19 protein-coding genes are annotated in these 25,226 nt (G+C 74.3%); 9 read left to right on the top strand and 10 right to left on the bottom strand.

Annotation, left to right across the window (positions count from 1 at the left end):
* The first annotated feature begins 3 nt into the window (after positions 1 to 3).
* Positions 4 to 366: a Rieske (2Fe-2S) protein gene (locus BJ999_RS09890; protein WP_179833018.1), complete on the top strand. Its 363-nt coding sequence runs from the start codon at positions 4 to 6 to the stop codon at positions 364 to 366.
* A complete protein-coding gene (locus tag BJ999_RS09895; protein ID WP_179833019.1) occupies positions 353 to 1,711 on the top strand; it encodes an MFS transporter in 1,359 nt (452 codons plus the stop codon). Before BJ999_RS09890 ends, BJ999_RS09895 begins: the two co-directional genes overlap by 14 nt.
* Here BJ999_RS09895 and BJ999_RS09900 read toward each other — a convergent pair whose 3' ends face one another.
* Entirely contained in the window at positions 1,712 to 3,463 is a 1,752-nt protein-coding gene (locus BJ999_RS09900) for a PucR family transcriptional regulator (protein ID WP_179833020.1), read from the bottom strand.
* A 198-nt stretch (positions 3,464 to 3,661) separates the two neighbouring features.
* On the opposite strand from BJ999_RS09900, the gene BJ999_RS09905 reads away from it, so the two are divergent.
* Positions 3,662 to 4,102 carry a GlcG/HbpS family heme-binding protein gene (locus BJ999_RS09905; RefSeq protein WP_179833021.1) on the top strand — a complete coding sequence of 147 codons (441 nt, stop codon included), beginning with the start codon at positions 3,662 to 3,664 and terminating at the stop codon, positions 4,100 to 4,102.
* A gap of 447 nt (positions 4,103 to 4,549) precedes the next feature.
* Here the strand turns inward: BJ999_RS09905 and BJ999_RS09910 are convergent, their stop codons facing one another.
* Together BJ999_RS09910 and BJ999_RS09915 are read right to left on the bottom strand one after the other, a co-directional pair.
* The gene (locus BJ999_RS09910) at positions 4,550 to 5,923 is read right to left on the bottom strand and encodes an amidase (protein WP_179833022.1); all 1,374 of its coding nucleotides are present in this window, start codon (positions 5,921 to 5,923) and stop codon (positions 4,550 to 4,552) included.
* Positions 5,920 to 7,434 carry a permease gene (locus tag BJ999_RS09915; RefSeq protein WP_179833023.1) on the bottom strand — a complete coding sequence of 505 codons (1,515 nt, stop codon included), beginning with the start codon at positions 7,432 to 7,434 and terminating at the stop codon, positions 5,920 to 5,922. Before BJ999_RS09915 ends, BJ999_RS09910 begins: the two co-directional genes overlap by 4 nt.
* A 254-nt stretch (positions 7,435 to 7,688) precedes the next feature.
* On the opposite strand from BJ999_RS09915, the gene BJ999_RS09920 reads away from it, so the two are divergent.
* The 4 genes from BJ999_RS09920 to BJ999_RS09935 all read left to right on the top strand — a co-directional run bounded on the left by BJ999_RS09920 (position 7,689) and on the right by BJ999_RS09935 (position 15,646).
* The gene (locus tag BJ999_RS09920) at positions 7,689 to 10,838 is read left to right on the top strand and encodes an ATP-dependent helicase (RefSeq protein ID WP_338070769.1); all 3,150 of its coding nucleotides are present in this window, start codon (positions 7,689 to 7,691) and stop codon (positions 10,836 to 10,838) included.
* Between the two features lie 19 nt (positions 10,839 to 10,857).
* The gene (locus BJ999_RS09925) at positions 10,858 to 14,430 is read left to right on the top strand and encodes an ATP-dependent helicase (protein ID WP_179833024.1); all 3,573 of its coding nucleotides are present in this window, start codon (positions 10,858 to 10,860) and stop codon (positions 14,428 to 14,430) included.
* A 73-nt stretch (positions 14,431 to 14,503) separates the two neighbouring features.
* Positions 14,504 to 15,283, top strand: a complete 780-nt coding sequence (locus tag BJ999_RS09930; protein ID WP_179833025.1) for a class I SAM-dependent methyltransferase — start codon at positions 14,504 to 14,506, stop codon at positions 15,281 to 15,283.
* A 54-nt stretch (positions 15,284 to 15,337) separates the two neighbouring features.
* Positions 15,338 to 15,646, top strand: a complete 309-nt coding sequence (locus tag BJ999_RS09935; protein WP_179833026.1) for a hypothetical protein — start codon at positions 15,338 to 15,340, stop codon at positions 15,644 to 15,646.
* Positions 15,647 to 15,700: 54 nt separating this feature from the next.
* On the opposite strand, the gene BJ999_RS09940 is transcribed toward BJ999_RS09935, so the two are convergent.
* The 4 genes from BJ999_RS09940 to BJ999_RS09955 form a co-directional block, all read right to left on the bottom strand.
* A complete protein-coding gene (locus tag BJ999_RS09940; protein ID WP_229810443.1) occupies positions 15,701 to 17,290 on the bottom strand; it encodes an AMP-binding protein in 1,590 nt (529 codons plus the stop codon).
* Between the two features lie 117 nt (positions 17,291 to 17,407).
* The gene (locus BJ999_RS09945; protein ID WP_179833028.1) at positions 17,408 to 18,331 is read right to left on the bottom strand and encodes a MerR family transcriptional regulator; all 924 of its coding nucleotides are present in this window, start codon (positions 18,329 to 18,331) and stop codon (positions 17,408 to 17,410) included.
* Positions 18,332 to 18,354: 23 nt separating this feature from the next.
* Positions 18,355 to 18,498 (bottom strand): hypothetical protein, encoded by a 144-nt coding sequence (locus BJ999_RS09950; RefSeq protein WP_218935011.1) that lies wholly within the window; start codon positions 18,496 to 18,498, stop codon positions 18,355 to 18,357.
* 60 nt (positions 18,499 to 18,558) lie between these two features.
* A complete protein-coding gene (locus BJ999_RS09955; RefSeq protein WP_179833029.1) occupies positions 18,559 to 19,476 on the bottom strand; it encodes a LysR family transcriptional regulator in 918 nt (305 codons plus the stop codon).
* A 71-nt stretch (positions 19,477 to 19,547) separates the two neighbouring features.
* On the opposite strand from BJ999_RS09955, the gene BJ999_RS09960 reads away from it, so the two are divergent.
* Positions 19,548 to 20,399 (top strand): PhzF family phenazine biosynthesis protein, encoded by an 852-nt coding sequence (locus tag BJ999_RS09960; RefSeq protein ID WP_179833030.1) that lies wholly within the window; start codon positions 19,548 to 19,550, stop codon positions 20,397 to 20,399.
* Positions 20,400 to 20,434: 35 nt separating this feature from the next.
* Positions 20,435 to 21,073 carry a maleylpyruvate isomerase N-terminal domain-containing protein gene (locus BJ999_RS09965; RefSeq protein ID WP_179833031.1) on the top strand — a complete coding sequence of 213 codons (639 nt, stop codon included), beginning with the start codon at positions 20,435 to 20,437 and terminating at the stop codon, positions 21,071 to 21,073.
* Here BJ999_RS09965 and BJ999_RS09970 read toward each other — a convergent pair.
* The 3 genes from BJ999_RS09970 to BJ999_RS09980 are packed head-to-tail and all read right to left on the bottom strand — an operon-like array spanning position 21,041 to position 25,181.
* Positions 21,041 to 22,171, bottom strand: a complete 1,131-nt coding sequence (locus BJ999_RS09970; protein WP_179833032.1) for an alanine racemase — start codon at positions 22,169 to 22,171, stop codon at positions 21,041 to 21,043. The two genes, BJ999_RS09965 and BJ999_RS09970, sit on opposite strands and share 33 nt — an antisense overlap.
* Entirely contained in the window at positions 22,168 to 23,775 is a 1,608-nt protein-coding gene (locus BJ999_RS09975; RefSeq protein WP_179833033.1) for an IucA/IucC family protein, read from the bottom strand. Before BJ999_RS09975 ends, BJ999_RS09970 begins: the two co-directional genes overlap by 4 nt.
* Positions 23,766 to 25,181: an IucA/IucC family protein gene (locus tag BJ999_RS09980; protein WP_229810415.1), complete on the bottom strand. Its 1,416-nt coding sequence runs from the start codon at positions 25,179 to 25,181 to the stop codon at positions 23,766 to 23,768. The genes BJ999_RS09975 and BJ999_RS09980 overlap by 10 nt, the downstream gene beginning before the upstream one ends.
* Between the last annotated feature and the right edge of the window lie 45 nt (positions 25,182 to 25,226).

Consider the following 25,226-nt stretch of genomic DNA (forward strand, 5'->3'; position numbering starts at 1 on the left):
CCGATGGAATACCAGCGCGTGGCCCGCTCGGGGCAGGTGCCCGAGGGCGTCGTCCGCCGCTTCTTCGTGGGCGAGGCGGAGGTCGCCGTCGCCCGCTGGGACGGCGAGGTGCACGCCATGTCGAACTACTGCACCCACCTGGACTGCCTGCTGTCGTCCGGGCGGGTGACCGAGGACGGGCTGCTGTGCTCGTGCCACGGCAGCGTCTTCGACTTCGGGTCCGGCGAGCCGATCACCCCGCCCGCGACCAAGCCGATCAAGGTGTACCCGGTGAAGGAGGAGGACGGGGAGATCCTCGTGCACGTCCCACCGGAGGACGCCGCGAGCGGCGGACCCCGACGGCGGCGGCCCGTTGGCCGAGCCTGACCCGGGGGACGGGCGCGGCGCGGGGCGCGGGTCGTGGGCGGCGCTCGTCCCGCTGCTGCTCGGCACGTTCACCGGCACCGTCGCCAACACGATCGTCAACGTCCCGCTGACGCTGATCCTGCGCGACCTGGACGCCTCGATCTCCTCCGGCACCCTGGTCGTCGTCGGGTTCACGCTCCCGTTCGCCGTGCTGCTGCCGCTGTCGGGGTGGCTCGGCGACCGCTGCGGCCCGCGGCGGGTGTTCCTCGCCGCGATGCTGCTGCTCGGGATCGGCTCGGCGGGCGCCGGGCTCGCCGGCGACCTGGCCTCGCTGGTCGCGATGCGCGCGGTGCAGGGCGTCGCGACCGCCGCGATGCTGCCCGCCGTCATGGCGCTGATCGCGTCGCTGTTCGGCGGCGGGCGGCGCGGCCGGGCCCTCGGCCTGTGGGCGGCGGCCAACGGCGTCGGCCAGGCCGCCGGGCCCACGCTCGGCGGCGGCCTGGCCACCTGGTTCGGCTGGCACGCCGTGTTCTGGCCGGTCGTGCCGCTGTGCGCCGCAGCCGCGGCGCTGGCCGTCCGGTTCGTCCCGGCGGGGCGGGCGCGGCCCGTCCCGCTGGACCGGCGCGGCGCGGCCCTGCTGACCCTCGCCGCCGGGCTCGGCCTCGGCGGCACCTCCGCCGCCGCGACGCTCGGCGCGACCTCGCCGCTCGTCTGGGGCGGCGTGCTCGCCGGCCTCCTCACCGCCGCCGCCTACGCCGCGACATCGCGCGGGCGGCCCGACGCGTTCCTGCCGCCCCGGCTGCTGCTGGAGGCCCGCTACCTGCGCTCGTGCCTCAGCGTCCTCGCGCAGATGTTCTGCCTGGGCGCCACGCTGCTCGCCGTCCCCGTCTACCTGACCACGCAGCGGCACACCGGCACCCTGTACGCGGGTGCCGTCCTGCTGAGCCTGCCGGTCGTGATGTCGGTGCTGGGGCCGGTCACGGGCGTCCTCATGGAACGGCTGTCGCCGCGCGCCGTGCTGCGCGGCGGCCTGCTCATCCTCATCGCGGGGCAGGGGCTCGTCGCCGCCGTCCTCGCCGCGTCCGGGGCGGTCCCGTGGCTGCTCGCCGCGCTCGCCCTGACCGGCGCCGGCGTCGCGTTCGTCCAGACGCCCGCCGCGACCGGCGCCACCCGTTCGGACGCCGGCCGCCGCGGCGCCGGCCTCGGCCTGTTCAACCTGCTGCGCTTCGGCGGCTCCGCCCTCGGCGCCGCGTGGGTCGGCGCCGTCCTGGACCAGGCCCCCGCCTTCGGCGTCATGTTCGCGGTGTGCGCCGCGACCGCCGCGCTAGGGCTGCTGGCGTCCTTCGCCGGCCCCGACCCCGCCTGATCAGCCGGGCGCGGCGGCCGGCGGGGCCATCTCGTCGTCGAGGGTGCCGGTGACGGTCGTCAGCGTGTCGATGTGGTGCGCCAGCCAGAACATGAACTGCGCGTCCGCGGAGCGGATGTCCATGCGCAGCGCGCGGGACGCCCGGTCGAGCTTGTAGAGCATGGTGTTGCGGTGCAGGCCGAGGTCGCGCGCCGCCGCGTTCAGGTTCCCCGACGTCCTGATGTAGGCGAGCACGATCTTCTCCAGGTCGCCGCCGTTCGCGCGGCGCAGCGGGGCGAGGGTCTCGCGGGCGAACGACTTGGCCTCCGCGCTGCGCGCCACGTCCTTCAGCGCGGCGAACACCCGAAGGTCGTCGTAGCCGCAGACGGGCTCGGCGGCGGTATGCCAGGCGAGCCCCATCGTCAGCCGCGCCTCGTGGTACCCGGACGCGACCCCGCCGGCGCCCTGCCCGGGGCGGCCGTGCGTGACCCGCAGGTCGTCGCCGAGATGCGGGCGCAGCGCCCGGTGCAGCCGCTCGGCGAACCGGGCGGCGTCCGCGCGCTGCCCGATCGGGTCCCGCGGGGCCGGGACCTGCTGGATCACCACGATCGTCGAACTGATCGCGGCGGTCAGCGCGCACCCGCCGGGTTCGAGGTTCTGCGCGGTCCGCGTCGCCGACACCGTCCGGCGCAGGTAGTCGCGGCCGACCGGCAGCAGTGACGCCGCCGCCACCACGTGCACGGCGAAGTGCCCGTCCACGTCGAACCCGTGGTGGCGGGCCCGCGCGCCCAGCTCGTGGGAGTCGGCGAACCGGCCGTGGACGAGCGCCTCCACGAAGTCGCCGCGGGCCCGCTCCTCGGCCGCCCGCACCGACCGCTGCCGCAGCATCTCCGACCCGATCAGCGTCGCGCCGTGCTCGGCGACCACGCGGTGCTGCGCCAGGTCGTGCGGGTCGGGCGGGCACGCCCGCTCCACCATCACCATCCGGCCGAACACCTGCCCGCCCACCAGGACGGGCGTGACGATCACGTGCACGGGCGGGCCGTCCGGGCCGGGCCGCAGCCGCGCCTCCGCCGCCTGCGCGTTCCCCTCCGCGGGCTCGGGACGCTCCCCGGGCGGGCCGAGGTCCTCGGGCAGGGCGGCCAGCAGCGCGTCCGGGTCCATCGGCGCCGCGTCCGGCGGCTCCTCCCAGGCGAGGCGCTCGCCGTCCGCGTCGCAGATGAGGACGCCGCAGCGCGACAGCCCGACCACCGCGCGGGCCATCGCGGGCACCCCCGGGCCGCGCGCGAGGACCTCCGCGAGCGTGCGGTGCACCCGCGACCCGTACTCCAGGATGTGCGCGGACTGCGCCAGCGCCTTCTGCCCGATGAGCCGGCTCACCGCCCGGTAGTCGGCCTCCGCGGGCAGCGCCAGCAGCGGCACGCCCGCCGCCTCGGCTGCGCGCGCCGCCGCGTCGAGGTCGGAGTCGACCCCCGGCGGCCGCCACGCCAGCAGCGCGGCGGCATCCCGCCGGACGAGGTCGCCCACCACGGCCGCCGCCTCCTCCGGCGCGGCCACCGCCGTCACCGGCAGGTGGACGGCGACCCCGGCGAGGTCGCGGTCGGGGTCGCCGGCGCAGCGACGGGTCTCCGAGAGCGGGAGACACCAGCCGACGCCGCGCTCCAGCCCCGCCCGTCCGGCGACGAGCGTGCCGCGCAGCAGCGGCTCGGCCAGCAGCGTCCCGACGGGCAGGTGCCCGTCGGCGGTCGTGACGATCGCAGGGTGATGTGCCATGTGCCCACATCCCGTCGGGTTCGTTCGGCGAAGTGTACATAGCCCCGATGGACGTGGTCCTTCGAGACTGACGGGAGTGGACGAGCGACGTGGCGGACGGCGTGACCTGGAAGAACCGTCCTCCACATCCTGCTTTACCGATCTGAATAGGGCAATACCCCTCTTTCATGCGAGGGGCGGCGCCCGTCTGGAGGCCCCGTGCACACCGTTCACCGGCTCACCCTGGAAGACGCCCTCGTCATGCTCACCGCCGCCGAGGAGGAGGCGCGCCGCATCGGCGTCAAGCAGACGATCTGCATCGCCGACGACGGCGCGCACCCGATCGCGGTCCACCGGATGACGGGCGCCCGCCTCACCGGCGTGGACATCGCCATCGCCAAGGCGTTCACCGCCGCCGGCCACCAGCGCGACACCCACAAGTTCAACGAGCCGCCCAACGGCCCCGCCCTGCCGGGCAACGAGGCCTTCGGCATCAACCAGATGCACCCCGGCAAGTTCGCGATCTTCGTGGGCGGCTTCCCCATCGTCCACGAGGGCGAGGTCGTCGGCGCCGTGGGCGTCAGCGGCGGCAACGGCGAACAGGACAAGGCCGTAGGCGCCGCCGCCCTCCGCGCCTTCAGAGAGAAGGTGGCTGTATAGCTTGCCTTTTTCTCCTCCTTCGGGCCTGGCGGCCCTCCATCGTCGATAAAGGCGGGCGATCGCTGGCATCGCTTCGGCTCGCCTTGGCGGCTCGCTGTGCCGACTGCCTTTCTCTCCTTCTTCGGGCCTGGCGGCCCTCCATCGTCGAGAAACGCGGCGATCGCTGGCATCGCTCCGTCTCGCCTTGGCGGCTCGCTGCGCGATCAGATTCTTGCTTCGCTCGAATCTGCCTTTGGACGCGATCGCGGGTTTTCGGCGTTGTCGCGGGGTTGGTGTGACGGTCTAGGTCGTTGCGATCTTGGTTCTGTGTTTCGCGTTGGTCTGTCGCGCCACCCGCGCCCCGCCGTGCTCCGGTATTGGACCGGCGCTGCCTGGCTCACGGGGGTGGGTCGTCTGGCTGGAACTGGTCGCCCGCACCGGTCCGGCCCGCGCCCGCAGGGTACTGGGTCAGGTGGGCCAGGGGCGTAGGCGTTCGTAGGCGGCTGCGGCGGCCAGGGCGACCAGGTCTTCGTGCCGGCGGGCGACCATCTGGAGGCCGGTGGGGGTGCCGCCTGCACGGCCTGCGGGGACGGAGATCGCCGGGTGGCCTGAGAGGTTGAAGGGGAAGGTGACGGCCAGGGCGCCCCAGTGGTCCACGGGGCGGCCCGCTATCTCGGCCGGCATCGGGCCCTCGGCCGGGAACGCCGGTGCCTGGGTGGCCGGGGTGAGCAGGAGGTCGAAACGGGCGAAGCCCTCGGCGAGGGCGGCGACCAGGCGGGCGCGGGCCTCGTGGGCGTCGACGAGCGCGTCGGCGTCCAGGGTGCGCGCGGCGTCGCCGTAGCGGCGGACCGTGGGGTGGACGGAGTCCAGGCGGTCGGCCGGGGCGTCGCGGAGTTCGGCGTGGACGTCGGGGACCGACAGGGTCCGGAAGGCGGCCCCGCAGGATTCCAGCGTCAGGTCGGCGGGGACCCGGCGGGCGCCGGTCCCGGCGATGAACGCCCTGGCCGCGTCCTCCACGACGGCGGCCACCTCCGGGTCGCACGGCGCGTAGCCGAGGTCGGGCGACCACGCGACCCGGAGGCCGCGCAGGTCGACGCCGTCGAGGGACGTCTCGAAGGGCGCGGTGGGGGCGGGCAGGGACGCGCGGTCGTACTCGTCCGTCCCGCAGACGCAGTCCAGGAAGCGGGCCGTGTCGCGCACCGTGCGGGTGAGGACGCCGTAGTGGTCGTTCTCGGCCGTTCCCCGGTGCCGCGGCCCGCGCGGGACGCGCCCGTAGGTCCCCTTGAACCCGACCAGCCCGCAGTAGGAGGCGGGGATGCGGAGCGAGCCGGCGCCGTCCGTGCCCGTCCCGAGCGGGACCATCCCGGACGCCACGGCCGCCGCCGAGCCGCCGCTCGACCCGCCCGGCGTCAGCTCCGGGGCGTGCGGGTTGCGGGTCACGCCGTGCAGGACGGACGCCGTGAACGACGCGCGCCCGAACTCCGGCGACGCCGTGAGCCCCACGGGGACCGCCCCGGCCGCGATCGCCCGCGCCACCATCGTGGAGGTGTGGTCGGCGACCCGGCCGGCGTGCAGGACGCTGCCCATCGCGTACGGCCACCCGGCCACCGCGTGCAGCTCCTTCACCGCGAGCGGCACGCCGGCCAGCGGCCCGGGGTCCTCGCCGCGCGCCACCGTCGCGTCGATCTCGCGGGCGCGGGCGAGCGCGCCCTCGGCGTCCACGTGGACGAACGCGCCGAGGGCGCCGTCCGACCGCTCGATCCGCCCGAGGGCCTCCGCCACCGCCTCGCGCGCCGCGCGCCGCCCGGCGCGGACCTCCTCCGCCAGTTCGACCGCGTTCACAGCGCCACCGCCGCGACCGCCGTCGCCACCACCAGGCCCGTCACCACCGGGAGGAACAGCCGCCGCGCGAGGTCGATGACGGAGACGCCGGTCAGGCCCGCGACGACGATCAGCGACGACCAGATGACGAGGGTGCCGCCGCCCGTCCAGCTCGCGCCGTTCTGCGCGATGGCCGCGAGCGTCGCCGGGTCCGCGCCCGCGGCGTGGCCGAGTTCCCCGGCGAGCGAGCCGGTGAACGGCAGCCCCGGCCAGCCGTTGCCGTCCAGCCCGATCACCATGCCGACGAGCAGCATCGCGAAGGAGGCGAACACCGGGACGTGCGGGATGTGCGGCTGGACCTTGGCGATCGCGTCCAGCAGGAGCGCCGGGCCCTGCTCGCCTTCCGGCAGCCCGAGGATCTGCCCCGAGTAGTCGGAGAGCCCGACGTAGACGAACCCGGCGATCGGGATGACGACCCCCATCGTGCGGAACGCGAACGCGATGCCCTCGGTGAAGTGGTCGGCGCACTCCTGCAGCCAGGTCCGCCGGTTCGCGATGACGCAGACGACGACGAGCGCCAGCGCCGCCGTCCCGCCCACCAGCGGCGCGCCCGCGCCGTCGTCGATGTCGGGGACGAGGGAGGTGAAGCGGCCGAGCAGCATCACCGCGAGGAGCGCGGCGAACGCCAGCGGGACGGCGAACGCCACGAACCGCGTCCGGCCGGAGGTGGCCTCCGCGTCACCGTCGTCGTCCCCGCCGCCGGCGGCGGTCAGAGTCGCGGTTCCGCCGCCGGCGGGCTCGGCGCTCACCGCCTGCGTCCCGTCGTCCCGGACCACCGTGTGCGCGGAGCCCTCGCCGACCGCGGCCAGCTCGACCGCCGCCGACTCCGCCGCCGCCGGGTCCAGCAGCTTGCCGCGCACGTCGCGCAGGTAGCAGAAGGCCAGCGCGACCACGCCCGCGATCAGCGAGATGACCAGCGCGCGGTCGGCGATGGCGTCCGCGGGGACCTTGGCCCCCTGCGCGGACAGCCCGGACGCCACGCCCATGACGTAGTCGGAGCTGAGCGCCATGCCCTGCCCGGTGATGGCGATCGCGATGGCGGCGGCCAGCGGCGGCAACCCGACCCGGACGGCGGCGGGGAGCAGGATCGCGGCGATCAGCGGCAGCACCGGCGTCGGCCAGAACGACATCGACAGCAGGTAGGTGACCACGGCGAGCACCAGGTAGGCGACGTGCCCGTTGCGGACGAGCCGCTGCAGCGGCCGCACCATCATCAGGTCGGAGCCCAGCGTGCGCATCGCGCCGAGCATCGCCGTCACGACCGCGATGATCACGAAGACCGGCAGCAGTTCCCTCGCGGCGGTGATGGCGGCGTTGAACACCGCGCCGAGGCCGGTCGTGACGCTCCCGCTGTACACGAGCGCGGTGAGGAACGTTCCAGCGAGGGCGAGGCCGACGACGTTCCTCCGCGCGACCACGGTCGCGATGAGGGCGGCGAGGCCGAGCAGGTAGATCCAGTGGGCAGGGGACAACGCGTTACCTCCCACCTCCGGGACGTGGAGCCTCCACGTCCGTGCACGAGGGTTCTGGTGAATGTGCACGATCTCTCCTGGCAGGAGCAATGACGAAAGCGCACAGGCCGGGTGGCGTGGATTGTGCAGGGTGTTGCCGTGCGGGGGCCGTCCGGGGGTGGTTTTTCTCTCTCGCGACATGCGTGCGTTGTGGTCAGACGAGGCTCAGCGATCTGTTCCAATGAACTGTTGTGCCGTCAGCTTCCTACCGTCTCGTGCGACGCGCGGGTCCCGCGCGGAGCGTCCCGCCCGTGCTCGACGAGCAGCAGCGGCGGGTGGTCGAGCACGCCGGCGGGCCGATGCTGGTGCTGGCGGGGCCGGGCACCGGGAAGACGACGACGATCGTGGAGGCGGTCGTCGACCGTATCGAGAACCGCGGCGTCGACCCCGAGCGGGTGCTCGTCCTGACGTTCAGCCGCAAGGCGGCGGGGGAGTTGCGGGAGCGCATCACCGGCCGCCTTCACCGGACGACGCGCACGCCCCTGGCCCTCACCTTCCACAGCTACGCGTACGCGCTGATCCGGCGGGACGCCGTGCTGAACGAGGAACCGGCCCCCCGGCTGCTGTCCGGGCCCGAGCAGTTGCTGGAGGTGCGGCGGCTGCTGGAGGGCGAGCTCGCGGACGGCGCCCGCGACTGGCCGGAGCGGCTGAGGGCCGCCCTGGCGACCCGGGGGTTCGCCGAGGAACTGCGCGACTTCGCCCTGCGCGCGGTCGAGCGGCAGTACGCCGCGGAGGACCTCGCCGCTCTCGGACGCATGAGGGGCCGCGACGACTGGGCCGCCATCGGCGGGTTCATGGAGCGGTACGTGGACCGGTTCCTGCTCGACCCCGTCCCCACCTACGACTACGGCGAGCTGATCCACCTGGCCGCGGGGATGCTCGCGGACGAGGAGGTGCGGATCCGGGAGCGCGACGCCTACGACGCCGTGTTCGTGGACGAGTACCAGGACACCGACCCCGCGCAGGAGGCCCTCCTGCACCATCTCGCGGGCGAGGGGCGCGACCTGGTCGTGGTCGGCGATCCGGACCAGTCGATCTACGGGTTCCGGGGCGCGGACGTGCGCGGCATCCAGGAGTTCCCGGACCGCTTCCCCGCCCTGGACGGCGCCCCGGCGCCCGTGGTGGCGCTGCGGACGTGCCGCCGGATGGGACCCGAGATCCTCACCGCCTCGCGCCGCATCGCGCGGCGGCTGCCCGCCGGGGCGGCGGGCGCGGCCGAGCACCGCGCGCTGCGGCCGGTGGAGGAGCTCGACGAGGGCGAGGTGCGCGCGGTCATCGCCGACTCCGAGAGCCAGGAGTCCGCGCTGGTGGCCGACGAACTGCGCCGCGCCCACCTGCTCGACGGCGTGCCGTGGTCGCGTATGGCGGTCCTGGTGCGCAGCGCCGTCCGGCAGGTCCCGGTGCTGCGGCGGGCGCTCGCCCAGGCCGGTGTGCCGGTGGTGGTCGCCGGTGACGAGGTGCCGCTGGTGGGGGAGCCCGCCGTCCGCCCGTTCCTCGTCCTGCTGCGGGCGGCGCTGAAGAAGGGCTTCCTGGACGAGGTCGTGGCCGAAGACCTCCTGACCGGCCCGCTGGGCGGCGCCGACGCGCTCGCCATGCGCCGGCTCAAGCGCGCTCTGCGCGACCTGGAGGAGCTGTCGGGCGGGCAGCGCGAGCTGGGCGATCTCCTGGTCGCGGCGGTGAACGACCCCCGGGAGCTGGTCCTGGTCCACGAGAGGGTCCGGGCGCCGGCGGAGCGGATCGCCAACCTGATCGAGGTGGCGCGGCGCAGCGTGCACGACGGCGGCACCGCCGAGGACGTGCTGTGGGCCGTGTGGCAGGAGAGCGGCCAGGCCGACGTGCTGCTGGAGCAGAGCGTCAAGGGCGGGACGCGCGGCGCGGCGGCCGACCGCGACCTCGACGCCGTGGTGGCGCTGTTCGACCACGCCGCGCGGTTCGTGGACCGGCTCCCCCAGGCGGGGCCCGAGCTGTTCGTTGACAACGTCGCGTCCCAGGAGATCGCCGGTGACACGCTGGCCGAGCAGGCGCCCGAGGGCGAGGCGGTCCGGATCCTCACCGCGCACCGCTCCAAGGGCCTGGAGTGGGACGTGGTCGTCGTCGCCGGCGTCCAGGAGGGCGTCTGGCCCGACGTCCGGCTGCGCGGGTCGCTGCTCGGCGTCGAGGAGCTGGTCGAGCACGCGGCCGGGGCCGAGCCCGACGGGGACGCCGCCGCCGGCGCCTCGATGGCCGCCAAGATGCTCGACGAGGAGCGGCGGCTGTTCTACGTGGCGGTCACGCGCGCCCGCAGACGGCTCGTGGTGACGGCCGTCGGCGGCGACGACACCGAGGAGAGGCCGTCCCGCTTCCTGAACGAGCTGCTCCCCGGCGCGATCGAGCAGTCCCAGCTGGACGAGAAGACCCGCTGGCTGTCGCTGTCGGCGCTGGTGGCCGACCTGCGTTCCGTCGTCGGCGACCCGTCCCGCCCGGAACCGCTGCGGCGCGCGGCGGCCGGGCACCTGGCCCGCCTGGCGCGCGCGGGCGTGCGCGGCGCGAGGCCGGAGAACTGGTACGCGATCACCGCCCTGTCCGACGGCGGGCCCGCGTTCGCCGAGGACGAGCCCATCACGATCTCACCGTCCCAGGTCGAGGCGTTCACCACGTGCGGGCTGCGCTGGCTGCTCGCCTCGGCGGTCGGCGCCCAGGAGGGCGGGCCCAACGAGTACAGCACGATGGGCAAGGTGGTCCACGCCGTCGCCGAGATGGCGGGCGCGGACGACGGCGTCGACGAGGTGCACGTCGCGCAGCGGCTCGACGAGATCTGGAAGGACCTGGAGTTCCGCAGCTCGTGGTACTCGGAGAAGCAGCGCGAGCAGGCCGCGAAGATGGTCGACAAGTTCCTCGCCTGGCACCGCGACAACCCCAACGAGGTCGTCGCGCTGGAGGAGTCGTTCAAGGTCGACCTCGGCCGCGTCGTCATCAAGGGCCGCATCGACCGCGCCGAGCGCGACGAGCAGGGCCGGGCCGTCATCATCGACATCAAGACCTCCTCGACCGCCGTCCCGAAGGACGACCTGGCCCGGCACCCGCAGCTCGGCGTGTACCAGTACGCGGTGATGCTCGGCGCGTTCGAGCGGCACGGGCTGATCGAGCCGGGCGGCGCGAAGCTGATCCAGGTCGGCAAGGCCGCGTTCACGGCGAAGGCGCGTGAGCAGGAGCAGCCCCCGCCCGCCGAGGACGCCGACCCCGAGTGGCCGAAGCGGCTCGTCGAGATCGTCGCCACGGGGATGGCCGGCGACGTCTTCCAGGCCAGGGCGAACGACAAGTGTCGCACCTGTCCCGTACGCTCCTGCTGCCCCGTCCATGACGAGGGCGGGCAGGTGAGCGACTGACTGGCTCGGGGGGAGCGAGGTGATCACGCCGGGAGAGCTGGCCCGGCTGCTGGAGATCCCGGCGCCGACGGAGGAGCAGGCCCGGGTGATCGAGGCGCCGATGGCGCCGATGGCGGTGATCGCCGGCGCCGGGTCGGGCAAGAGCGAGACGATGGCCGCGCGGGTGGTGTGGCTGGTCGCGAACGGCTTCGTCCGGCCGGAGCGCGTCCTCGGGCTCACCTTCACCCGCAAGGCCGCCGCCGAGCTCGGCGTGCGCGTGCGCAAGCGGCTCGACAGGCTCCGCGAGGTCCTGCCGGGCGACGAGCTCGAACGGCTGGGCGGCGAGGCCCTGTTCGACGGCGAGCCGATGGTGTCCACGTACCACTCGTACGCGGCGCGGCTCTTCGGCGACCACGCCCTGCGCGAGGCGCTCGAACCCACGATGCGGCTGATCTCGCCGGCCGTCGCCTGGCAGATCTGCTCGCGGGTGGTCGACGCCTACCACGGCCCCATGGACCGGATCGACTGGCAGCCCGACACCGTCACCAAGGCCGTCATGGAACTGTCCGGCGACCTGTCGGAGCATCTGCGCACGGCCGAGGACGTCCGCAGGGTCGGCGCCTGGCTCGACGAGCGGCTCGCCGTGGTGAAGAAGCCGCTCAAGGCGCAGCGCGACATCCTCGCCAAGCACGCCGTCCGCGAGCAGCTCATGCCGCTCATCGAGGCGTACGGGCGCGCCAAGGCCGACCGCGAGGTCATCGACCACGGCGACCAGATGGCCCTCGCCGCCCGCATCGCCTACAAGCACCCCGAGGTCGGGATGATCGAGCGGTCCCGGTTCTCGGTCGTCCTGCTGGACGAGTACCAGGACACCAGCCAGGCGCAGCTCGTCCTGCTGACGTCGCTGTTCGCGGGCGGGCACCCCGTCACGGCCGTAGGCGACCCCTGCCAGTCCATCTACGGGTGGCGCGGCGCGAGCGCCGGGAACCTGCTGCGGTTCGCCCACGACTTCCCTCTGCAGCCGGCGGCGGCCCCCGGGGGGCGTCCCGTGGCGGCGCCGGTCGTGCAGCTCAGCCGGTCGTTCCGCAACGGCGAGCAGATCCTGGAGGCGGCGGCCAGGGTGCAGGAGGAGCTGCGCGCCGAGACGAGGTCCGTGCCCCGCCTCATCCCGGGCGCCGGACGCGAGGGGCGCGGACGCGTCGAATGCGCCCTCTTCCCCACCGTGGAGGACGAGGCCGACCGCGTCGCCGCGCGCATCGCCGGGCTCATGGCCGGCGACCCCGAGACCGCCCCGGACGGCGGCCCCCAGGCCGAACCGCTCCGCTACTCCGACGTCGCCGTCCTGGCCCGGAAGCGGTCGCAGTTCCCGCTGATCAGGCGGGCCCTGGAGGCGCGCGGCATCCCGGTCGAGGTGGTCGGGCTCGGCGGGCTCCTCACCGTCCCCGAGGTACAGGACGTCGTCGCCACGTTGCGCGTCATGCACGACCCGACCGCCGGCGCGTCCCTCGCCCGGCTGCTCACCGGGCCGCGCTGGCGCCTCGGCCCCCGCGACCTCGTCGCCCTCGGCCGCCGCGCCCGCGCCCTGGCCCAGGAATCGGCCCGCGACATCACCCGCCCCGACCCCGTCCCCGCCGCCGCGCCCGAGGAGGGGCCCGGCCCCGCCGCCCCCGGCGAGGGCCTCGGCCCCGCGTCAGGCAGCGTTCTCGGCAGCGTGTCGACCGCCGAGCCCGACCCCGCCTCCGCCGCCGCGCCCGGCCCCGCGTCGGGCGCCACCTCCGGCGACGAGTCCGGCGCAGCGCCCCGCGAAGGGGCCGACGACGCGTCCGACGCCGCCTTCGGCGTCGCCTCCGTTGAGGGGGCCGGCGAGGGTGACGGCGGGGACGATCCGCTGCGGCAGCTCGTCAGCGAGCTGAACCAGGAGACCGGCAGCCTCGTCGACGCGCTCGACGACCTCGGCCCGCCCGACGCGTTCTCGCCCGAGGGGTACGGGCGCCTGCGCCGCCTCCGCGACGAGTTGCGCGCCCTGCGCGGCCAGGTCGGGCTGCCGCTGCCCGACCTGGCCAACGAGGTCGAGCGCGCGCTCGGCCTCGACATCGAGGTCGCGGCGCGGTCCGGGCTCGACCCCGTCACCGCCCGCGCCGACCTCGACGCGTTCATCGACGCCGCCGCCACGTTCGCGGGCGACGCCGAGGACCCGACGCTCGGCGCGTTCCTCGCCTACCTCAAGGCCGCCGAGACCGAGGAGTTCGGCCTGGAGGCCGGACGGGTCGGGGAGACCGACAGCGTCAAGCTCCTCACCGTCCACGCCTCCAAGGGCCTGGAATGGCCGGTCGTCGTCGTCCCCGGCCTGGCGTACACGCCGCAGAAGAACGGTTCACCCGCCAAGGGGTCGATCTTCCCTTCGCCGCCGCAGAACGCCACCCGCTGGACGGCGAACCCGCGCGTCCTGCCGTTCATGCTGCGCGGCGACCGCGCCGACCTGCCCGCGCTGACCGGGCTGGAGAAGGACGACCTCTCCGTTTTCGACCAGGCGTGCTCCGAGCGCGACCTGCGGGAGGAGCGGCGGCTCGCCTACGTCGCGGTCACCCGCGCGTCCAGCCTGCTGATCACCACCGGCTACTGGTGGGGGTCCTCGGGCCGCCCGCTCGGCCCGTCGCCGTTCCTGGAGGAGGTGCGGGCGGTCTGCCTCGCCGGGGCCGGGTCCGTCGCGGTGTGGGCCGACCCGCCGGAGGAGGGCGCCGCCAACCCGCTGCTCGCCGACCCCGAGGAGGCGCAGTGGCCCATCGCGCCGGGCGAGCGCGGCCGGTCCGACCTGTCGGCGCGGGCGCGCTACGAGGCGGTCGTGGAGGGGGCCCGCATGGTCGAGGACGAGATGGCCGGGCGCACCCGCCACTGGGCCGGGGACACCGGCCTGTCCGACGCCGACCGGGGGCGCATGACGGCGTGGGCGCGCGACGTCGAGCTGCTGCTCGCCGAGCGCGACCGGGGGCGCGGGGGCGACGGCCTGCTCGTCGAGCTGCCCGCGCACCTGTCGGTGTCGTCGCTGGTGTCGCTGGCGCGCGACCCGGCGGCGCTCGCGCGGCAGATCCGCCGTCCCATGCCGCGCCCGCCCGCCCCCTACGCGCGGCGCGGCACCGCCTTCCACACCTGGCTGGAGGGCCGCTGGGGGCAGCAGCGCCTCCTGGACCCCGACGAGCTGCCCGGCGCCGCCGACGAGGGCGCCGCCGACGACGCGCACCTGGCGACGCTGCGCGAGCGCTTCGAGCGGTCGGAGTGGGCGGCGCGCGAGCCGCTCGACATCGAGGTGCCCTTCGAGACCATCATCGGCGACCGGCTGGTCCGGGGCCGGATGGACGCGGTGTTCCGGTCCCGGGACGGCGGCTACGAGGTCGTCGACTGGAAGACCGGCGCCCCGCCGCGCGGGGACGAGGCCCGGTTCTCCGCCGTGCAGCTCGCCGCGTACCGGCTGGCGTGGGCCGAACTCGCGGGGGTGGACGTCGCGCGGGTCAGCGCCGCGTTCCACTACGTCTCCGCCGAGGTCACCGTCCGTCCCGCCGACCTGCTCGACGCGGCCGGGCTCGCCGCGCTGCTGGACGGCGTCCCCGCCGCCTGAGGGTTTCGTCGCCGCCCCCTGTTCACCATGCGTGGTTTCGGGGATGATCCGGGCAACCATCCGAGGAGGCGGCGTGTCGGTGTCCCATGACGAGAAGGTGGTACGGGAGTTCTCCAAGCAGGCGGCCGGGTTCTCCGACCCGAGGCTGAACACGGCCTTCACCCGCCATCTGGACCGGCTCGTCCGGTTCATGGACCCCGAGCTCGACCTGGAGGACGTCGTTCTGGAGGTCGCCGCCGGGACCGGCATCGTGTCCCGCGCGATCGCCCGCCGCGTCCGGCACGTGACGGCGCTCGACCTCACGCCCGCGATGCTCGCCGAGGGCAAGCGCGACGCCGACCACGCCGGCCTCACCAACGTCACCTTCGCGCACGGCGACGCCACGGCCCTGCCCTACCTCGACCGGTCGTTCACCCTCGTCGTCACCCGCTTCTCGCTGCACCAGGTCGCCGACCCCGGGGCCGTCGTGACGGAGATGGCCCGGGTCAGCCGCCCCGGCGCCGCGCTGATCATCGCCGACCTGGTCCGGCCCGAGGGACTGGACGGCGATCCCGACCGGATCGAGCGCCTCCGCGACCCCTCGCACGGGGCGGCTCTCACCGAGGCGCGGATCGCGGAGCTCGTCACGGCGGCGGGCGCGGCGGTCAAGCGCGCCGACCGGTTCGACCACAGCCGCCCGCTGGACCCGTGGCTGGAGTTCTCGCACACCCCCTCGGACGCCGCGGCGCAGATCAGGCGGGAGCTGGAGGAGGAGCTGGCGGGCGGACCCGCCACCGGCATGCGCCCGAGCATGGTCGACGGCGCCCTGCACTTCACGCACTCCTACCTCTTCCAGCAGGCCATCGTCGGATAACGGTTTCGAGCAAACGTTCGACGCGTGTGACGCGTGTGGTCTATGTTGTCGAACATGGGTTCCAGCACCGTGCGCGCCCTTGATCGCGAGCCGGCCGCGCTGGCGATGCGCATCGGCGTGGTCGCGGCCGAGGCCGCCCTCGCCACCTTCGCCCGCAACCTCGACCTGGACGACCTGGCGGACGGCGTCGACTTCCAGGGCGCCATCGGGCCCGCCGAATGGCCGGTGTTCTCCCTGGTCATCGACACGCTCGCGGAGGCCGGGCCGGGCGACCACCGGACGCTGGACGAGCGCCGCGCCGACGCCCTCAACGACCTCGCCCGCATCTGCATGGCCGCCAAGCGGCGCGCCGGCGCCGCCTGACCCTCGGGACGGGGCACGCCCGGGACCTCGCGGCCCTGGGCCCGGGCGTTTCCCTCATCGACCGCCGTCGGGCCGTCGCTTGACCTTGCCGGTGCTGGTGCGGGGCAGTTCCCGGACGAACCGGATGTCCCGCGGGACCTTGTACCGGGCCAGGTGGGCGCGCACGTACTCCCTGAGGTCGTCCTCGGCGACCTCCGCCCCCTCGGTCCTGACGACGTGCGCGGCGAGCCGCTGCCCGAACCTCTCGTCGTCCACCCCGGTGACCGACACCTCCGCGACGTCCGGGTGGCCGCCGAGCAGGTTCTCCACCTCGCCGGGGAACACGTTCTCCCCGCCCGAGACGATCATGTCGTCGGCGCGGCCGTCGATGAACAGCCGTCCCGCCGCGTCGAAGTGCCCGAGGTCGCCGGTGCCGGTCAGGCCGTCCCGTACGCGCCTGCCGCCGCCCCCGGTGTACCCGGCGAACCGCAGGCCGCCGCCCGTGTAGACCTCCCCGGTCTCGCCCGCGGGCAGCTCCCGCCCGTCCTCCCCGAGCACCTTGATCGTGAGCCGGAAGGACGGCCTGCCGACCGTGCCGGGCGCGGCCCGCAGGTCCTCGGGCGTGGCGATCGTGGCCCACCCGGTCTCGGTCGCGCCGTAGACGTTGACGAGCACGTCGCCGAACGCGTCCATGAACGCCTCGGACAGGTGCGGATGCAGGGCCGCCCCGCCGCACACGACCGCCCGCAGCGCCGGCGTCGGCGGCGCGTCCCGCACGTCCAGGACGCGCTGGAGCATCACCGGCACCGCCACGAGCGCCTCCGCCCGGCTGTCCGCGATCGTCTCCAGCACCTGCCGGGGATCGAAGCGGCGGGACAGCACGAGCGGCATCCCCATGGCGAGCCCGACCGTCGTGTAGGCGAAGCCGAGCAGATGGAAGAGCGGGGGCCCGATGACCATCGGCGCGCCCGACCGGACGGGAACGCGCATCAGATGGCTCAGGGCCGCGGGCAGCAGCGACGAGGCGGACAGATCGTGCCGTGCCCCCTTGGGCGTGCCGGTCGTCCCGGACGTCATCAGGATCACCCGGCTGGCCCGCTCGGGCTTGACGGGTTCGGGAGCGGTCTCCTCGATCAGCGCGTCGATCGCCCCGCCGCCGTCGGCCCACGCGACCACCCGCTTCCCGGCGAACCCCGACTCCTCGACGGCCGGCCCGAACTCCTCGTCGTGCACGAGCAGTTCGATCTCCTCGCGTTCGACGACCTGCCCCAGTTGCCGCCCGGAGAAATCGGTGTTCAGCAGCACGACGTCATTGCCCAGCCGCGTCGCCGCGAGGACCGTTTCGACGAACCCCCGGTGATTGCGGCACAGGATCCCGACCTTCCCGTCGCCCACACGGCCGCTGAGCGCCGTGGCCAGCGCCGCCGCCCGCCGTTCGAGTTCCGCGTAGGACAGCGCGCCGCGCTCGTCGATCAGGGCCGTCCGGTCGGGGAACCGCAGCGCGGCCATGGCGCCGAGCGTCGCGGGGACGGGCCCGAACCGCACGTACGGAAACAGAAGCCGCGCCGCCCGATCAGGCCGGACGGGCCGCACCACCCCGGCGTCCCGCACCGCCCGGGCCGCCCTGACTCCCGCCTCCGCAGCACCACGCACCCGCTCAAGCACCAGCAAGACACTCCTCCGCCGCCCCGAACTCCTCGTCCCGCCGTCCGGCATACCCGGCTTTCGGCCGAGCAAAGGCGCCGCCAAGCGACGGGCAGCGACGGGTGTGCCGAGCCGTTGTCAGGAACTGGTGAGGGCTGCCAGGAACCAGTCGAGTTCGTGGCGGGGGTGGTCGGGCGGGGACCAGTCGTTGACGGTCGACAGGAGATGCAGGTAGCGCTCCCGCCGTGGGTCGTTGGCGCTGGTCAGGTAGGTGGCCAGGCGGGCGCGCAGGGCGGGGGTGTCGGGTCGGCCCTGGAACTCGGCGTAGGCGGCGACCACGTCGGTGACGGCTTGGGCCGCCCGGGGTGAGTCGGGGGCTGCTCCTGCGGCGAGCAGGGGGCGCACGGTCTCGGCGACCCGCGCCACGGCGTGCTTGCGTGGTGGGCCCGTGCGCCGGGCGGCCTCGGTGGCGTGGTCGTCGAACAGGCCCCGCATCAGGGCACGGAAGCCGGGATCGCGCGTGAGCTCGGCCAGTTCCACCCAGGCGGCCAGTTGCTCGGACGTGGGGTCGTCGGGCAGTTCCGGGGCCAGCGACCGGTGCAGGACGCGGGACATCGGCCCCGCGTCGGGGGTGCCGAAGGAGCTGTCGAGGAAGTCGGCGACGAGGTCGTCGCGTTCGGCGGCGGACAGGCGGGCGAGCCGGTGCATCAGTTCCATCTCCTCGGGATCGCTGCCGCGGCGGGCGGCGATGGTCAGCACCGCGTGCCGCAGCCGCAGCATCCGCATCTGGGCGGCGACGGCCTCGGCGTGGGCGGCGGCCGCGTCGGCGGCCCGCACCTCGCGGTCGACGATCTTCTGGACGGTGGCCAGGTCGATCCCCAGCTCGCGCAGCGTCCGCACCAGGCCCAGCCGGGCCACGGCGTCGGCTCCGTACCGCCGGTGGCCCGCCGCGGTCCTGCGCGCCGGGACGATCCCGCGCTCGGTGTAGAACCGCACGGCCTTCACGGTGACCCCGGCGCTCCGGGCGAGTTCGCCGATGGAGTAGGTCGCTTCACCGTCCATGGGCCCCACCCTGGCATCTCCCCTCAGGGGAGATTCAAGGCCGCGGGCGGGTTGACGCGGGACGGGACGGGGTCGCTCCACCGCAGTGGTGACGCCCCGGCGGTCTCGACGACGCCGGTGACGGTGAACTCGACCAGCCGTTCGGCGCCCGGCGCCGCGGCGGCCATGGCCGTCTGCGGAAACCGGGTCAAAGCCGCCCGGCACTACGAGCGCGCGAAGTCGGAACGTCAGGGGCGCGGCGGCGAACCGGGGGCGCCCGGCCCGGTGATCGAGTCGATCAGGGCGGTGCGGAGGGCGTGGACGGCGGGGGAGCGCCAGCGGGAGGCCGGCTCGGCGAGCCAGAGGTGGTGCCGGGACAGGCCGGCGGGCGGGGTCAGTTCGGCGAGCGCGCCGGCGGCCAGTTCGTCGGCGACCGTGACCGTGGGCAGCAGCGCCGCGCCGAGGCCCGCCGCCACGCAGCGCTTCGCGGTCTCGATGCCTCCGAAGCGGGGCGGGTTCGCCGTGGGACGGGCGGCCGTGACCAGGGCGGCGAACTCGTCGCTGTAGGAGCAGCCTTCCTCCAGAAGGACGATGCCGGTCGCGGCCAGCTCCGCCGGGGTGAGGGGACGGTTCCTGGGGAGGGGTGTGGACACCGCCGCGACGAGTGACAGGGGTTGGGCGCCGAGGTCGACCAGGTCCACGCCGGACGGGTCCGGCGAGGGGTCGAGGATGAGGGCCACGTCGGCGCCGCGGTCGGCGAGCGCGGTGAGCGCGGTCCGGGTGTCGGCGGGGAACAGCGAGACGGTCACGTCCGGGAGTCGCGCCCGCAACCGGGGCAGCAGGGGCGCGAGCCAGTAGGCGCACACGGACTCCGGGGCCCGGAGCCGCACCGGGCCGGACGGCTCGGTGGCGGCGGCGGTGACCTCCGCGAGCATCCGCTCCTGGAGATCGAGGACGCCCCGGGCGTGCTCGGCGAGCAGGGAACCGGCACGGGTGGGGGAGACGCCCCCGGGGAGGCGGTCGAGCAGCGGCGTCCCGGCGAGGCGCTCCAGCGCCTGGACGTGCGCGGTGACGGTGGACTGCACGAAGCCGAGCTCCGCCGCGGCGGCGGTCATCCCGCCGTTGCGCAGGACCGCGAGGAAGGTGGTGAGGAGGCGCGTGTCCATCGAATATCCCGATGCCTCTGATCAATATTCATCGTTGGACGCGATGCTAGCGGCTGGAGCAGACTGCTCGCATGAGCGACATCGCACCAGCACTCCGCTACACCGCCTTCGACGTGGACGGGGAGGGCGGCAACCCGGCCGGGGTCGTCCTGGACGCCCGGGGCCTGGAGGCCGCGCGCATGCAGGAGATCGCTGCCGAGATCGGGTTCTCCGAGACGGCCTTCCTCGTGGACGAGGGAGGCGCGCCCGGGCGGTTCGCGATCCGCTACTTCAGCCCGCTGGCCGAGGTCGCCTTCTGCGGGCACGCCACGATCGCGACCGCCGTCGCGCTGGCCGAGCGGCGGGGGACGGGGAGCCTGCGGCTGAGCACCCCGGCCGGCGAGGTCGGGGTCGAGACCCGGGAGGCGGACGGCCGCGTCCTCGCCACCCTGACCAGCGTCCCGCCCACCGTCCGGGCCGTCGAGGAGGCCGACCTCGCCGCGGCCCTGGACGCGCTGCGCTGGGAGGCCGGGGAGCTCGACCCGGAGCTGCCGCCGCGCATCGCCAACGCGGGCAACGACCACCTGGTGCTGGCGGCGTCCACGCGCGCCCGGCTCGCCGGCCTCGACTACGACGGGGACGCCCTCGGCGGGCTCATGGCGCGCCGCGGCTGGACGACCGTCCACCTCGTCTGGCGGGAGAGCGCGACCGTCTTCCACGCCCGCGACCCCTTCCCGCCGGGCGGGGTCGTGGAGGACCCGGCGACCGGCGCCGCCGCGGCGGCCTTCGGCGGGTACCTGCGCTCGCTGGGCCTCGTCGCCCCTCCGGCCCGGATCACCGTCCACCAGGGTGAGGACATGGGCCGCCCCAGCCGGCTGCTCGTGGACGTCCCCCCGGGGGACACGGGCATCGGCGTGAGCGGGACCGCCGCGCCGATGGGCTGACGGGCGGCCCGGGGACGTCCAGTACGGTCGGGGCCATGCCGCATTCGACCGCCGCCGTGACCGCAGACGATCTCGACCTCGCCGTTCGGCTGGCCGTCGCCGCCCTGCGGGAGGCTCCCCCCGAGGCTTGGGACGGGAAGGCCGGGTCGCTCGAATGGGACTGCTGGGAGACCGTCGAGCATCTCAGCGACGACCTGTTCGCCTACGCCGCCCAGCTTGCGCCGAGGACGCCGCCGATGGACGGCGAGGTGCCGTTCGTCTGGGAGAGCCGGCGGTCCGGCGGACCGGCCAACGCCGTCCACGCGGACAGGAGCGCCGGGCCCGCGGGGCTGTTGCAGGTACTCGACGCGTGCGGCGGGATGCTGTCCGCCGTGGTCCGCCGCACGGCCCCGGACGTCCGCGCGCACCATGTCTTCGGCGCTTCGGACGCCGAGGGGTTCGCCGCGATGGGCATCGTCGAGACCCTCGTCCACATGCACGACCTGGCGGAGGGGCTGGGGCTGTCCTGGGAGCCGCCCGCCGACGTGTGCGCACGCGTGCTGGGGCGCCTGTTCCCCGGCGCGCCGCAGGACACCGACCCCTGGCCGACCCTGCTGTGGGCCACCGGTCGCGGGGACCTTCCCGGACACCCGCGCGTCACGTCATGGCGCTGGTACGGGAGCCCTCGCGGCTGACCCTCCGGCGTCCGGTCGGCGCCGGTAGTGGAAGGCCGGTTTCGGGTGCATCAGGAAGTCGTGGTGGGAGATGTTCCAGGCGTAGGCCCCGGCCATGGCGAAGGCGATGACGTCGCCCGGCGCCAGTGGCGGGACGAGGACGTCGCGCGCGAAGACGTCCTTCGGCGTGCAGAGCTGGCCCACCAGGGTGGCCCGGCGCTCCGGGCCGTTCGCGGTGAGCACCTCGAAAGGCTGGTCGTGGCCCTTCGTCACGGGGGTCCTCAGATGGTGGGTGCCGCCTCTGAGAACGGCGTAGGTCTCGCCGCGCGTGGTCTTCACGTCCAGGACGTCGGTGACGTACCAGCCGTGGTACGCGGTCATCGCCCGTCCCGGTTCTATGCGGACTTTCGCTGGGATATGGCTGAGGCCCGTCCCGTAGGTCTGCCAGTCGAAGCGGGACTCGGGGGACGTGTAGTCCACCGCCATGCCTCCGCCCACGTTCAACTCAGGGTCGTCCACTCCTCGGGAGCGGAGCCAGGGAATCGCCCATTCCGCCGTCCGGTGGGCCAGGTCGAGCATGGCGGGCGCGTCCAGGCCGGAGGCCAGGTGGGCGTGGACGCCTCGAAGGGTGATGTTCGGATACTCGGCCAAAAGGCGGGCGCAATGGTCGAGGGTGTCCTCGTCCATGCCGAAAGGGCCGCTCATGGTGAGGGCCGCGTTCGGCACGTTCACGGGCAGATTCGCGCGGAGCAGGACGTCCGCGGGGCCCAGGGCGGCCAGGCGAGCCAGCTCGTTCGGGCTCTCCACATGGATCCGGTCGGCCTTGAGCGTGCGGGACAAGGCCAGTTCGTCAGCCGTTTTCCCGGGCCCGCCAAAAGCCACAGGCTTGCCGGGGAGGGTCTCCCGGACGTGGGCGAGTTCGCCGCCGGACGACACCTCCACGCCGTCGACGTGGGGCGCGAGAGTCCGGAGGATCTCGGCGTCCGGATTGGCCTTGGCGGCGTACAGGACCTCTGTGCCGGGAAGCGCGGCGCGTATGCCGCGGACGTGGGATTCGAGTCCGGGCAGGTCGTACACATAGGCCGGGTAGCGGTCGAGGTTCAGCGCGAACTCGTTCACAGCGGTCGGGCGGCGAGCGGGTTGGGAACGGGGACGTAGGCCGCGCCGCGGTCGGCCGTCCGTGACCAGCGGGTGCGGAGATTCGCCTTGGCGGGCAGTGGCACACCGGCCAGGAGAGCTCTGACCTGCGGGTGGCGGTCAAAGGCGGCGAAATGCTTGCGCGCCGCCTGCCAGAGGGTCTCGTCCAAGGACGGGTGGAGGTCGGCGACGGCGGCGGCTATCTCGGTGAGGTGGTTGACGAGGAGGCAGTAGACGGCACGGTTCCAGCCCCTGTCGGGGGCATAGGTGAGGCCCTCGGCCACGCGGCCGGGGAGGTGCGACAGGTCCCAGTGCCCCGCGGTCAGTTTGGTGCCCTCCATGTCGCGGAAAACGGCATGGACGGGCATGCCGTCCGTGTCGACGCAGACGAGGACGTTCTGCAGATGAGGTTCCAGGACGACGCCGTGGTCCAGATAGGCGCCCAGCACGGGCGGTGCCACCTGGGCCACGTATGCGTCCCACCAGGCTTGGGCGCTGTCCGGGGAGGAGAGGGCGGGCAGGCCGGAGAGGAGCGCGTTGTAGGGGTCGGCCAGGGCGCCCGCCAGAAGAGGCGTGCCGGGAAGGGATCTGATGCCCTGCCGCAGGATCACTCCCAGGCCCTCGTACAGGCTGCGGTCAGGGAGGGCGACGCTGCGGTAGGCGGGTTCTCTGAGGAACGTGGCGTTCAGCTTCTCCAGGATGGGCGGCAGCAACTCGTCGAGCGTCATCGCCCCGGTCAGTTCGTACCAGGCGTTCTTGCGGACGCAGTTGGTGATGCGCACATCGAGGCTGAACTTGCAGAACACATCGGCGTCCGGCAGATACGCGGTCCGGACGGACGAGGTGGGCACCGCCTCCATCTCGGACGGGCCGAGATTGACCAGGGACCCGGTCGCCAGGGCCCTCTGCAAGACGGGATTGTCCGCCAGCAAGGAGAACTGCCACGGATGCACGGGGAGCAACCGACGTCCAGGCGGCACCGAAGGGCCGTACGCCTCCAAGGTGGTGAACGCCTCAGCCGCCCCTTCCTCGGCGACGAGCCCTTCGGGCACGGCGAGCCACAGCGGGCGGAACCGGGCCCTCGTCTCGGGCGCGTACGGCAGCCACTCCTCCGGCGAACCCTGGCGGGCCTTGGGAGACGGGTGGAAACGGTGCCCCGCGACAAGAGACTGCTCTGAGGCGATGTAGTCGATGGAGTGGTCCTCAGCGGATTCTCCTCTGGCGGCGAGGATCGCGGTGAGCGCGGCGTGGCTGTCTCCGACCTGGACGAGGAATTCCGCGTTCGGGGAGCCGGTCGCCAGCTCCAGTTCACCCGCGACCAGGTTCGCCAGCCTGTCCCACGGAGCCGGTATCCACTCGTCCTCGCGGCGCTCCTCGAAGGGCGGCGCCAGGCGGCGGGTCGCCCCGACCGGGGGACGGGCCAGACCCGCGCGCAGCAGGACCCCCGCGCGGGGCAGCCGGAACACGAGGCGGGCCCCGTCCGGCCAGACCTGCTGCTCGGGCCCGCAGACCTCCCGGATCAGGCAGTTGAGCAGCGCGGTCGCGGTGGCGTCGTCGGCCGTGACGGCCGGTTCTGTCAGCAGCACGTCGTGTCCAGTAGGTAGTTGGGCCCCGGCGGGCCGTAGTGCTTGTTGATGTCGGCCGCGCCTGTCCTCGCCTTGTCGACGAGGGTCCCGGCGGTGACCATGGCCTTGCCCGGCAGGGTGTCGGCGTCGAGCGTGCGGGCGCGCAGGAACGCGTCCTCCGGCCCGAGCGCCCCGTCGAGCCGTTCGCGGAGAATCCGGCGCCCGGTCCGCCAGGGGAGCAGGCCCCGCCCGGCCAGGCCCAGGGCGGGCGCCGCGGCGCAGAGATGCAGGGTGATGGTGACGAAGACGCGGGCGAGGGCCTCGGGATCGGACGTCGTCATCCGGCGGTCGACGAGATCGCGGGGGTCCGTGCCAGGAGAGGGCGGGACGCGCTCCCGGAGGCGGGACGGGTCGATCAGCGCGCCGTCGTTGTCCTTGATGAGGAGGCGGACCGGAGACTCGTCCAAGACGAGTGCCACGTTCTGCTGATGCGCCTCTAGCGCGATGCCGTACCGGAACAGCGTGACGTTGAAGGAAAGCAGCGCCGTCAGGTAGGCGCCGAAGAGCGCTTCGACGTCCCAGCGCTCGATGACGTGACCCCGGTCCGGCGCCTCGGCGAGCAGGGCCGCCACAGGGACGATGTGCGCGCGGGCGGTCTCGGGCGGGAAGCGCCGCACCAGATAGCCGAGAAGCGGGTCGTCGGCGTGGCCGTAGGTCTGTTCGTCGGCGAGAAGGACGGGAAGCGACGGCTCCCGTAAAAGGACCTGGCGCAGGATCCGTTCGACGAGCGCGCCGTCCGGAAGGGTGCCGGGCACGATGGTGCGCCGGTTGCGGACGCCGAGCGTGCTCGTCGGCAGCGGCATCTTCACGTGGTCGAGCGGCGCCGCCGCGACCGTCCGCATCGACAAAGTGGGCGTGACCTGCAAGTACGGATCGGGCGCGAGCGAGACGCCGGGCCGGGGGCCGACCTGCCGAGCCGCCAGCGGGTGGACGGGGAACAGCGCCCCGGCAGCGTCGTCCGAGCGCAGGCCCACGTCGGACGGCGCGGGCCACCACCCGGGGAGCGACCCGGTCCGCGTCGCGTTCCGCACGGCCGCCCAGCGCAGCGGGAACGACGGCGCGAACTCGGGCGCGTAGCGGCTCAGCTCGGCCGGGGACAGCCCGGAGCGGCTCCGGCCCGTGGGGTGCACAGGGTGGTCGTTGTAGGCCGCCAGCGTCTCGTAGAACGTGCCGGGGCCCGCCCGCAGCTCGGCCGGGAGGCGTCCCAGCCGCCGGTGGACGGCCGGACGCGCCTCACCGTGCAGCTGGATGGCCGCCAGGGCCTCAAGGCACTCGCGCTCGAAGGAAGCCGTGTCGTCCCCCGGGTCGGCGATCAGACGGACGGCATGGAAGACGTCGCTCAGCCTCAGGCCCTGCCCAGGATCCACGACGAGCTCTGAGAGAAAGGCGGGCCGGGCTTCCACAAGACGCAC

The organism is Actinomadura citrea (assembly GCF_013409045.1).
Taxonomy (GTDB): domain Bacteria; phylum Actinomycetota; class Actinomycetes; order Streptosporangiales; family Streptosporangiaceae; genus Spirillospora; species Spirillospora citrea.